The organism is Psychrobacillus sp. Z3-81 (genome assembly GCF_056620325.1).
Genome location: NZ_JBWQPU010000004.1, coordinates 54,329 through 65,737 on the forward strand (window position 1 = coordinate 54,329; position 11,409 = coordinate 65,737).

12 protein-coding genes and 1 riboswitch are annotated in these 11,409 nt (G+C 40.2%); of the genes, 1 reads left to right on the top strand and 11 read right to left on the bottom strand.

The genetic code is table 11. The annotated features are described in order from the left end of the window. Window positions 1–12 precede the first annotated feature (12 nt). The gene (sufC, locus tag AC1ECF_RS05865) at window positions 13–792 is read right to left on the bottom strand and encodes a Fe-S cluster assembly ATPase SufC (RefSeq protein WP_480388478.1); all 780 of its coding nucleotides are present in this window, start codon (window positions 790–792) and stop codon (window positions 13–15) included. A gap of 428 nt (window positions 793–1,220) precedes the next feature. Further along, on the bottom strand, window positions 1,221–1,397 hold the full coding sequence (locus AC1ECF_RS05870) for a YuzK family famiily protein (RefSeq protein ID WP_480388479.1): 177 nt from the start codon (window positions 1,395–1,397) through the stop codon (window positions 1,221–1,223). 253 nt (window positions 1,398–1,650) lie between these two features. Here AC1ECF_RS05870 and AC1ECF_RS05875 point away from each other — a divergent pair, with 253 nt between their 5' ends. Beyond that, window positions 1,651–2,952 carry an NCS2 family permease gene (locus AC1ECF_RS05875; protein ID WP_480388690.1) on the top strand — a complete coding sequence of 434 codons (1,302 nt, stop codon included), beginning with the start codon at window positions 1,651–1,653 and terminating at the stop codon, window positions 2,950–2,952. A 436-nt stretch (window positions 2,953–3,388) separates the two neighbouring features. Here AC1ECF_RS05875 and AC1ECF_RS05880 read toward each other — a convergent pair whose 3' ends face one another. The 9 genes from AC1ECF_RS05880 to AC1ECF_RS05920 all read right to left on the bottom strand — a co-directional run bounded on the left by AC1ECF_RS05880 (window position 3,389) and on the right by AC1ECF_RS05920 (window position 11,400). Then, a complete protein-coding gene (locus tag AC1ECF_RS05880; RefSeq protein ID WP_480388480.1) occupies window positions 3,389–4,192 on the bottom strand; it encodes a MetQ/NlpA family ABC transporter substrate-binding protein in 804 nt (267 codons plus the stop codon). Between the two features lie 13 nt (window positions 4,193–4,205). Further along, on the bottom strand, window positions 4,206–4,874 hold the full coding sequence (locus tag AC1ECF_RS05885) for a methionine ABC transporter permease (RefSeq protein WP_480388481.1): 669 nt from the start codon (window positions 4,872–4,874) through the stop codon (window positions 4,206–4,208). After that, entirely contained in the window at window positions 4,867–5,892 is a 1,026-nt protein-coding gene (locus AC1ECF_RS05890; protein ID WP_480388482.1) for a methionine ABC transporter ATP-binding protein, read from the bottom strand. Before AC1ECF_RS05890 ends, AC1ECF_RS05885 begins: the two co-directional genes overlap by 8 nt. Window positions 5,893–5,978: 86 nt before the next feature. Further along, window positions 5,979–6,084, bottom strand: a riboswitch (SAM riboswitch). Window positions 6,085–6,132: 48 nt separating this feature from the next. Then, window positions 6,133–6,444: a thioredoxin family protein gene (locus tag AC1ECF_RS05895; protein WP_480388483.1), complete on the bottom strand. Its 312-nt coding sequence runs from the start codon at window positions 6,442–6,444 to the stop codon at window positions 6,133–6,135. Between the two features lie 12 nt (window positions 6,445–6,456). Then, window positions 6,457–6,807, bottom strand: coding sequence for a toprim domain-containing protein (locus AC1ECF_RS05900; RefSeq protein ID WP_480388484.1), 351 nt, complete (start codon window positions 6,805–6,807; stop codon window positions 6,457–6,459). 77 nt (window positions 6,808–6,884) lie between these two features. Next, entirely contained in the window at window positions 6,885–7,265 is a 381-nt protein-coding gene (gcvH, locus tag AC1ECF_RS05905; protein ID WP_480388485.1) for a glycine cleavage system protein GcvH, read from the bottom strand. A 73-nt stretch (window positions 7,266–7,338) separates the two neighbouring features. After that, window positions 7,339–7,701 carry an arsenate reductase family protein gene (locus AC1ECF_RS05910; RefSeq protein ID WP_480388486.1) on the bottom strand — a complete coding sequence of 121 codons (363 nt, stop codon included), beginning with the start codon at window positions 7,699–7,701 and terminating at the stop codon, window positions 7,339–7,341. Between the two features lie 545 nt (window positions 7,702–8,246). Further along, entirely contained in the window at window positions 8,247–10,028 is a 1,782-nt protein-coding gene (locus AC1ECF_RS05915) for an acyl-CoA dehydrogenase family protein (RefSeq protein ID WP_480388487.1), read from the bottom strand. Window positions 10,029–10,224: 196 nt separating this feature from the next. Beyond that, window positions 10,225–11,400: an acetyl-CoA C-acetyltransferase gene (locus AC1ECF_RS05920; RefSeq protein ID WP_480388488.1), complete on the bottom strand. Its 1,176-nt coding sequence runs from the start codon at window positions 11,398–11,400 to the stop codon at window positions 10,225–10,227. Window positions 11,401–11,409 lie beyond the last annotated feature (9 nt).

Sequence of the window (11,409 nt, forward strand, 5' to 3'; positions counted from 1 at the left end):
GCGTCCCCTTTCTTATGCTTCTTGTCCAACTGTCTCGTCTTCGATGCCTAACTCTTCTTTAATCCAGTCATATCCTTGTGCTTCAAGTTTATGAGCAAGCTCAGGACCACCAGATTTAACTACGCGACCTTGCATCATTACGTGTACATGGTCAGGCGTGATGTAGTTAAGTAGACGTTGGTAGTGAGTGATAATCAAGCTACCAAAGCCTTCTCCTCGCATTTCGTTGATTCCTTTAGAAACAACTTTAAGTGCATCGATGTCTAGACCGGAGTCAATCTCATCAAGAATCGCAAATTTTGGTTGAAGCATCATTAATTGAAGAATCTCGTTACGTTTCTTTTCCCCACCAGAGAATCCTTCGTTTAAATAACGCTGAGCCATGTCAGTATCCATTTCTAGGAATTCCATTTTGCTATCTAGCTCACGGATAAATTTCATAAGAGAAATCTCATCGCCTTCTTCACGACGAGCATTGATTGCTGAACGTAAGAAGTCTGCATTTGTTACCCCAGTGATTTCACTTGGATATTGCATTGCTAAGAATAGACCAGCTTTTGCACGCTCGTCCACTTCCATTTCTAATACATCTTCTCCGTCAAGAGTAACGGAACCTGAAGTTACTTCATATTTCGGATGACCCATGATTGCTGAAGCCAAAGTAGATTTACCAGTACCATTTGGACCCATTACAGCATGGATTTCGTTTGTATTAATAGTTAAATTAACACCTTTTAAGATTTCTTTACCGTCGATAGCAACGTGTAAATCTTTTATAACTAAAGTCGACATTTAATAACCTCCATTTTTTAACTCTGAATGTAAACCATTCTAAATTATTATCATTCTAATCTTAACGCAAACAGAGGAGCCTTGCAATTCTTTTGGATTAGTTTCTTTTATATAATGTAAGGCAAATAGATTTCTTGCTTTTTCCCATAAAAAACCTTGATTTTTTATACAGCATCTATTACAAAGCATTTTCAATAAGGTGGACCTAATTGAGAATAGATGTCAGTATAACAATAAAAATGTTCACATCCACGTCTTACCCGTCAGGCAAAGCGCCAATGATTTCTTACTATTCAATCACAGTATATAAAAGTGGTTTTCATATGAGCTTGAATGAATACCAAGCTCATATCGTAGAATCTAAAACGGTTCTAACGGATCATTAAATAAAAAAATCCGGAAATATACTATTTCCGGATTTTTTACTTCTATAAGCCTCTGAAGGCTTGTGCATCTATTTTAGCTGCAATTTGCATACTTTTTTCATGGTCCTCTTGTCTTCTTTGCTCAACCTTTGTCCTCAACTCTTGACTGTTCCTTAAATCGTCATACCCAAAGCCATGTACTCCTCTAAACGCATTGTCCATTCTCTGTGTATAAGGCAATCCTTCGGTACTGATAATGAATCATCCCTTTCCATTTTTTAGTGTTCAGAACACTGATACCCTCCTCTCAATAATTAAAACATTTTATGGATAAATCATTACTATTATCCTAAAAATAAGATAAAGGCTTTATAAAATTAGAAATAATTTTTTTTTGGTAAAAAGCATTGAAATTTACCTCAAAAACGAATAATATTTGTAATGTCCTAAAAAATGTTCGTGTTTAAGAAAGAAGGTATGGAAAGAAATGAATATGTTTCGTATGAAAGAACATGGTACAAATGTAAAGACTGAGCTTTTAGCTGGGATGACTACATTCTTGACCATGGTATATATTGTAGTAGTTAACCCAATTATATTATCTGATGCAGGTGTGCCACTTGACCAAGTATTTATGGCAACAATTATCTCTGCAGTAATCGGTACATTGTGGATGGCACTGTTCGCCAACTATCCAATTGCAATCGCTCCAGGAATGGGGTTAAATGCATACTTTACTTATGCGGTTGTTTTAGCCTCAGACGGAAAAATAGATTATATCACTGCATTCTCCGCTGTCTTCGTGGCAGGTATCATTTTTATTATCTTGTCATTGACACCACTAAGAGAAAAGCTAATAGCTGTAATTCCTTCTAATTTAAAGCATGCGATTACGGCTGGAATTGGTTTATTTATCGCCTTTTTAGGACTTCGTATGGCGGAAGTAATTGTAGCAAACGAAAGCAATCTTGTTGGGCTAGGAGATTTAACTTCTCCTGGTGTTCTGTTAACCTTATTCGGTTTACTAATTACGGTTATTTTGATGATCCGCAATGTTCATGGTGCGTTATTTATCGGTATGGTTATTACAGCAATTGTAGCTATCCTGACAAATCAATTACACATTGAACAAGTAGTTGCTGTTCCAAGTCTTCCAGAGGGTATTTTAGTTTGGAATCCAATAGAAGCTATCGGAGAAGTTATCTCTTATAGTTTATATGGTGTTGTATTTTCATTTGTGTTAGTAACATTATTCGATACAACAGGTACAATGGTTGGTGTTGCAAAGCAAGCTGGCTTAATGAAAGATGAGAAGCTGCCACGTGCTCGCCATGCTTTACTAGCAGATTCTGTTGCTACAACAGTAGGTTCTATGTTTGGTACAAGTCCAACAACGGCATATATCGAATCCTCCTCAGGAGTAGCAGCTGGTGGACGTACTGGTTTAACAAGCTTAACGGTAGCTATTCTATTTATCGTCGCTTCCTTCTTCGGCCCATTAGTGAGCTCCATCTCAGGTGTAGCAGCTATAACATCACCTACATTAATAATTGTAGGTGCGTTGATGATAGGATCTGTGAAGGAGATTGACTGGAGCAAGTTTGACGAAGCATTCCCAGCATTCTTAGTTATCCTAACTATGCCGCTTACGTCTAGTATTTCAACAGGTATCGCATTTGGATTTATTCTCTACCCAATTCTAAAAATAGTAAAAGGGGAAGCGAAAAAAGTTCATCCAATGCTTTATATCTTCGCTATCCTGTTTGCAATCCAATTAGTATTTTTACCTCACTAATATACAAGTGACTGGGATAAATTGAATGAGAAATGCTTATGATTCTTTGCACGTATAGAATCATAAGTGTTTTTTATTGTGTTGAACCTTTCGTTCTCCGCATCGTCGGACGCTTGGAGTGGAGGCCAACAGGATGTTGGTCAGGAAAACGTTGTCACAGGATGTGACGTACTTAGGTTTCCCTCCCCCCGGTAAGCCAGCACCCATCGCTAACGCGCGTGGTTGTGCTGTCTTACCTCCCACCTTGCTCCCACAGGAGTCGCCGACGCTGCTACGAACCAATTAATGTCTCCCCTTATAAATATATTTCAATAAGAACTAACCCTTTGGAAGAATCTATTTTCAAATAACGGCCGTCTCCGTTACTAGATATAAATAAGAAGAGGTACCTTCTGCTTATAATTACGAAGAGAGTACCTCTTCTTTTATTTCTTTCTTATTTTACTGGTACGACAGAGCCGCCCCATTCATTTAAGATAAACTCTTGAATTTCTTCCGACGTCAACGCTTCCACTAAAGCTTTGATACGCTCATCCTCTTCATCACCAGCATTAACTGCAATCAGGTTCACATATGGTGAATCTGTTTCTTCAATTGCAATGGAATCCTCTAATGGATTTAATCCTGCATCGATTGCATAGTTTGAATTGATTAGAACAGCGTCTCCTTCTTCATTTTCATAAAGCTGAACCATTAAGGCTGATTCGTAGTTCGGATCAAACTCAAGGTTTTTCGGATTATCAACGATGTCGGAGATAGTTGCTGCAGTGCGGTCCACTTCTTCTGCTAGAGTGATTAGCCCAGCGTCCTCAAGCATTGCAAGAATTCGTCCATGGTCTGCAACAGAATTACTCATTAAAATAGTTGCACCTTCTGGAAGCTCTTCGATTGAATCATATTTTTTAGAATAAAGACCGATTGGCTCGATATGAATCCCACCCGCATTGACGAAATCATATCCATGATCTACAATCTGTGATTTTAGATAAGGCTCATGCTGGAAGTAGTTTGCATCTATCTCTCCAGATTCTAAGTCTTTGTTTGGAAGTACATAATCTTGGTATGTTTCAATTTGAAGCTCGATGCCCTGTTCTTCTAGCAATGGTTTAGCTTCCTCTAAGATAATTGCATGCGGTACGTTAGAAGCTCCTACCACTAACTTGTTGCTGTCATCGTCTCCACAAGCTGCTAATCCCACTGTACTTGCTGTTAAGAATAACCCTGCTAATAACTTTTTCATTTGACTATCTCCCTTATCGTTTATCGATTTTTGCAGTTATTGTATCTCCAGCCCACTGGATAATAAATACCAATATTAGAATAAGAATGGTTGCTACGAAGGTTACATCATCTTTACTTCTTTGAAAACCATCTTGGAAAGCAAGCGTTCCGAGTCCGCCCGCTCCGATAATTCCAGCCATAGCAGTGTATCCAACTAACGCCACCGCTGTAACTGTAATCCCAGATACTAAAGCCGGCATGGATTCCGGTAGAAGCACCTTCCAGATAATTGTGGAAGTTTTTGCTCCCATTGCCTTGGCAGCTTCTAGCACGCCTTTATCGATTTCCCTTAATGCAATTAATACTAGTCTCGCATAGAAGGGTGCTGCACCAATCACCAATGCAGGAAATGCTGCATTTGGTCCTCTCATCGTACCGATTAAAAACGTTGTGAACGGGATTAACAGGATTATTAGAATTATAAATGGTATGGATCGGAATATATTTACCACCGCTCCAGTTAGCCAGTTAGCTAGCTTGTTTGCCCATGCTTGATGGGGGCTTGTTAAAAACAAGAGAAGTCCTAAGGCTAATCCTAAGATAGCCGTAAGCAGAGTAGAAACTCCTGTCATATATACTGTTTCCCATGTTGCTTCCCACATTTTAGGCCAATCCACATTCGGAAGTAATGTTTCAAGCATGAGGAATCACCTCCGTATGAATCTTTTGAGCATGGATAAAGTCAATCGCTTGCTTAATAGCCTTTTCTTTTCCTTCTAGGTGAAGGAACAGTGTACCAAAGGCCCCTCCTTGTGTATGAGAGATATTCCCTTGAACAATATTGACCTCTAAATCCATTTGTTTAATTAATCTAGATAGAATTGGTTGCTCCGTTTGTTCTCCTACAAAAACTAGCTTTACCAGCTTACCATTTGGATAGAGCTCCCTTAGATTGCGAATGGTTTGAGTAGGCTGATTGGAATCAGATATCTGTGAAACAAATCGTTTCGTAATAGGTGCCTGTGGCTTTTGGAAAACCTGCAGGACATCTCCTAGCTCTACAATTTTTCCTTTTTCCATAACCGCAACTCGATTACAGATTTTTTGGATAACCTGCATTTCGTGAGTAATTAACACAATAGTAAGCCCGAGCTTTTCATTAATATCTACTAGTAAATCTAAAATAGAGTCTGTTGTTTCTGGGTCAAGCGCAGAAGTAGCTTCGTCACATAGCAATACCTCTGGACCATTGGCAAGAGCCCTCGCTATCCCAACGCGCTGTTTCTGGCCTCCTGAAAGCTGTGAAGGGTAAGAATCTCCTCTTCCCTCTAACCCAACTAATTCTAGAAGCTCCTTGACACGTGCTGCTCGCTTTTCTTTAGATACCCCTGCAATTTCTAGTGGGAATTCAATATTCTCTGCAACCGTTCTAGACCAAAGAAGGTTGAAATGCTGGAAGATCATGCTTACCTTTTGTCTGAAGTGTCTGAGCTTATCCTCACTGATTGCTGTTATTTCTTGATTGTTTACGATAATTTGCCCTTCTGATGGTTTTTCTAGACCATTCAACAAACGAATCATTGTGCTTTTTCCCGCACCACTGTACCCTATTATCCCGAAAATCTCTCCAGATTTAATTTCAAGATTTACATTATCTACTGCCACGATTTCTCCGTTTTTTGTAGCAAACTTTTTCGAGACTCCCTTTAAACTTATCATGTAAACCTGTCCGCCTTTCTATCAAAAAAACCCTTCTGCAAAAGAGCAGAAGGGGTGTAGGTAACAATAAATACCATTCATCCATTCTCTCATTTTTCAAAGCTTCTGCTTTGTGTGATTTGGCACCATTTCATTTTCATGACGGTTGCCGAGGCTTCATCGGGCACTTCCCTCTGCCTCTCTTAATAAGAGTTAGTTTTATTTAATTCACATATAGTATACTGCATATTATCATTATTATTAATCTACGTCAATACTTTTAATAGTTTCTATTAAATAGGGAACAGATTGAAAAGCATAAATTTTTCGAACAACCGCTCCATCTTTCGTGATTAAAAGACAAGGAACGCTTTCAATTTGATAGTCTTTGGCCACTTCTTGGATAAAATTAATGTTAGCCTGGCCTATAGGAACATCCACAAGTTCTTGGACAACCTCCATCATTTTATGGGCCACCTGGCAGGTCCCACACATGGGTGTATATAAATAAAACAAAGTCATGTTTGATTGGTTTTTATTCGCTTCCCATTCCTTGCGTGTCCATTCATTCATAAAGGCATCTTCCTATACTAAGAATTCTTTTTTCACCTTTATATTAACACGTTTCAAAATAGATGCCAAAACCTTCATCGGTGTATTTGCCACTTCTCCATACATTGGGTTTGTATAGAGATGTATAGCCTCGGGATATTCTTTTCTTACGATCGATCTAATTTGTTCTCCAGACTTATCGGCATCCAGAAATGCATAAATCGGAAGTCCATCATAAGGACTAAGAAGCTCCTCTAATTTCACATTGGATATCGTACCGTTTGTACATATAATTTCGGTTGGTTCATCTAGAAGTGTTAAAAGCTGAAGCTTATCTGACCTTCCTTCAACAAGAATAACTTGGTTACTAAAAATAGTAGTCATAGCTGCTTCTCTCCTTACTTCTTCCCTTTACCTTTATTATATGAAAAAAGCACCGATATTAACCGGCGCTTTGATTATTACTCTGCTATTAGTTCATCGTATTTTTCAGGGCTAAGTAAACTTTCAACTTCTTCCAAATCTGCTGGCTCGATTACAATCATCCATGCATTTTCGTAAGGTGATTCGTTTACAAATTCGGGGCTATCCTCTAACTCAGTATTCACCTCAACCACTTTTCCGCTGATAGGTGCATATAGCTCAGAAACCGTTTTTACAGATTCTACGCTTCCGAAAGGATCTCCAGCTTTGATTTCGTCGCCAACCTGTGGAAGCTCAACGAAAACGATATCTCCAAGCTCGGATTGTGCAAAATGAGTAATTCCGATTTTAGCTTTTCCATCCTCTACTTTTACCCATTCATGATCCGCTGAGTACTTTAAATCTTTAGGTGTGCTCATTTATATACCCCTCTCCAAAAATTATACATTCTACTATTATATTCACATACTTTTATAGTAAAAACAAGGTGATTTACTTGTTTTTCCACGTTTTCTCAAACTCGTCTTCCTTGAAACCGAGCGTTACATTTTTCCCGTCATACACAAGCGGACGTTTAATGAGCATGCCATCTGATGCAAGCAATGTAAGCTGTTCATTCTTAGCCATATTCGGAAGCTTGTCCTTCAGCTGAAGCTCTCTATATTTCATTCCACTTGTATTAAAAAATTTCTTTAATTCTATGTTACTTTTATCTACGATTTCTTCTAATAAATCCTTTGAAGGTGGATTGTCGACAATATGGTGATTCTCAAAATCAACATTATTATCTTTTAACCATTTACTCGCTTTGTTGCATGTACTGCACTTTGGGTAACCATAGTATTGTATCTTCATTTGATCTCACCCTTTTTCTTTTTATCATACTCATTCTCTCCTTCTTGAGCAAGCCATATAAAGGTAGAGGGGTAAATTACGGTGAGAATGGCCGGTTTTTAACCTTTTATAATGGTGGATTAGTTTGGCAAGTTTCTGCCATTATTTGCGGTTCGCCTGTGGTTTCTTGCGATGCTGTGTATGTTACTAGCGCAGGCTTATTGGTTACTTGCGGTTATGGGTCTGTTACTTGCGTCAGTGCTTGATTTACTTGGGTTGTCAGGGGGCGCATCACTATAAATTGTGGATGACATATAAGAAAAAGTTGATTGAAGTGTCGGCTGGCGACTCCCAGGGGATAAGCGCGTGCGGAAAATCCAATTGTTTCGGAAGCATCCGAAACAAGATGGAAAACTAAGAACGGCACATCGTGTGCCAACGTTTTCCTGAACAACATCCTGTTGTCCCGAAGCCGCGCCCCCAGGAAAGCGTCCAGCTAGAACGGAAATCAACCGCTTCATGTAAAAAGAAGGTCTCCATTGAGAGACCTTCCCCATAACTAATGATTAAACAACGAATTTTTCTGCTTCGATTAGCTTCACGGAAGCTTGGCGTTTTTTCTCGATTACGTTGTAAGGAGTGTAGCGTGTCAACTTGCGAAGTGCAGAAAGCATCATACGCAGGTTGTCGCCTTCAACAGAAGCGATTAGTGTTTCTTTTGCAGCTTTTTCGATTTCATCAAATGCTTCTTGGCAGAAGATTTCTGTGTAAAGAAGCTTTTGAGAAGCTTTTTCTGCTCCACTGCGGTTGATTGCTTTTTCTGTACGAAGCACTGCTGACTCCATTGCAAATACGTTGTTTGCGATGTTTGCAATGTTTACAAGTACCTCTTGCTCAGCCTCTAGTTTAGCGCCAAAACGTTGTGCAGCCATACCAGCAGCTAATAGTCCGATTTTCTTCGCGTTTGCTACTAATACTTTTTCTTGTGCTAGTGGCTCATCGCTGATTTCTTCCGGCATCATCATCAGAAGCTCTTCTTGAAGACCTTGTGCTTTTTGAAGTAATGGAAGCTCGCCCTTCATTGCTTTCTTCAAGAATGTACCTGGAACGATTAAACGGTTGATCTCGTTAGTACCTTCGAAGATACGGTTAATACGAGAGTCACGGTAAATGCGCTCTACCTCATACTCTTGCATGAAGCCATATCCACCATGTAACTGAACAGCTTCGTCCGCGATATAATCTAGAACCTCAGAGCCTACTACTTTGTTAATAGAGCATTCGATTGCATATTCAGCAATTGCTGCTGCAATTTTGCTTCCGTCTTTTTGCTCTTCTTCACTTAATTGACTCATACGGTCCTCGAAATATCCAACTGTACGGTATATCAAGCTTTCTGTTGCATATAGCTTAGAAGCCATCGTAGCTAATTTTTGCTTTGTTAAATTAAATGAAGAGATTGGCGTCTTAAACTGTTGACGTTGGTTAGAATAAGAGATTGCTAGTTCTAACGCACGCTTAGATCCACCAATTGTTCCTACACCTAATTTATAGCGTCCGATATTTAAGATGTTGAATGCGATGATATGACCGCGTCCAATTTCACCTAATAGGTTTTCTACTGGTACTTCTGCATCTTCAAGGATTAATGTACGAGTAGAAGAGGATTTAATCCCCATTTTCTTTTCTTCTGCACCAACAGATACGCCTGGGAAGTTTCTTTCTACGATAAATGCAGTGAATTTATCTCCATCTACTTTAGCGTATACAACGAATACATCTGCAAAACCTGCGTTTGTGATCCATTGCTTTTCTCCGTTTAGGACGTAGTGAGTACCTGCCTCATTTAATTTCGCAGTTGTTTTCGCACCTAGTGCATCTGAACCTGAACCTGGCTCTGTTAATGCATAAGCAGAGATTTTAGCTCCTGAAGCAGAGTTTGGTAAGTATTTTTTCTTTTGCTCTTCGTTACCGAAAAGGACGATTGGTAGTGTACCGATTCCTACGTGAGCGCCATGTGTAATGGAGAATCCACCAGCTACAGACATTTTTTCTGCAATTAAAGCAGAAGAAATTTTGTCTAAGCCAAGCCCGTCATATGCTTCTGGAATATCTGCTGCAAGAAGACCAAGGTCCCCAGCAGATTTTAATAGACGTACAGAGTGCTCAAATTCATGGTGCTCTAAGTTTTCCACTACAGGAAGCACTTCATTTGCAACGAATTCCTCTGTTGTTTTTGCTATCATCTTTTGTTCTTCTGTAAAATCCTCTGGTGTGAATACACGTTCTGCTTCGATATCTTCTATTAAGAAGCTTCCACCCTTTACTACGTCTTGAACTTGTGTCATTTTCTCTTCCTCCTATTGTATAAAAAGATTTTTGATGATAATTGTCCAGCTCCAGCGCCTTGCCCCTCGAGGGACAACAGGATGTTGGTCAGGAAAACGTTGTCACACGATGTGACGTTCTTAGTTTTCCTTCCATCCTCACCAATCCCCATTTGCTTGTCGGGGCAGACATAGGCGCTTGCGCTTTTCTTCTTAATTAAAGAAGCTCGAACACTCCTGCTGCACCCATTCCGCCGCCGATACACATTGTAACGACACCGAATTGCTTCCCTTGGCGCTTCAATTCACTCATCATTTTTAGCGTTAGAATTGTTCCTGTTGCCCCTAGTGGATGACCTAAAGCGATTGCTCCGCCGTTTACATTCACCTTATCTATATCGATTCCTAAATGACGAACTACTTGGATAGATTGGGAAGCGAATGCTTCGTTTATTTCCCAAATATCGATATCCTCAATCGATAATCCAGCAAGCTTCAATGCCTTTGGTACGGCTACAATCGGTCCGATTCCCATCACATCTGGTGCAACTCCACCAGTAGCAAAGGAACGGAACTTAGCGATTGGCTTTAGGCCTTGCGCTTCTGCTACTTCACGGTCCATAACTAGCACCGCTCCGGCACCGTCAGACGTTTGAGAGGCATTACCTGCTGTTACCGATCCACGGACGTTAAATGCAGGACGTAGCTTCGCTAATGTTTCTAAGGACGTTCCTGGACGTACACCCTCATCCATCTCGAACATCACTTTTTTCGTTTGCTGTTTGTTATTTGCATCTACAAAATGCTTGATTACTTCTACAGGCACGATTTCATCCTTGAATTTGCCAGATGCGATTGCCGCAGCTGCAAGCTCATGGGAGCGAACCGCAAATGCGTCTTGGTCCTCACGGCTTACGTTATACTTATTTGCCACTTGCTCAGCAGTGTGGCCCATTCCCATATAGTATTGAGGAGCTGTTTCTGCTAGCTTCGGATTTGGACGAATGGTATTCCCCATCATAGGTACCATACTCATTGACTCAACCCCGCCTGCAATAATCGCTTCTGCTGCTCCAAGCATGATACGCTCAGAAGCATATGCGATGGATTGTAAGCCAGAGGAGCAGAAACGGTTTACTGTAATTGCTGATGTTGTATCCGGAAGACCAGCTAGCGCGCCGATATTACGAGCTACGTTCATCCCTTGCTCCGCCTCAGGCATTGCACATCCTAAAATCAAGTCATCTATTGGGCCGTCATAACCGCCCGCTCTATTTAATGTTTCCTTTATTACTAACGCTCCAAAATCATCTGGTCGTACAGTTGCCAAGGATCCTTTTTTCGCTTTTCCAACCGGTGTTCTAGCACCTGCTACGATAACTGCCTCACGCATGAGTTCTCC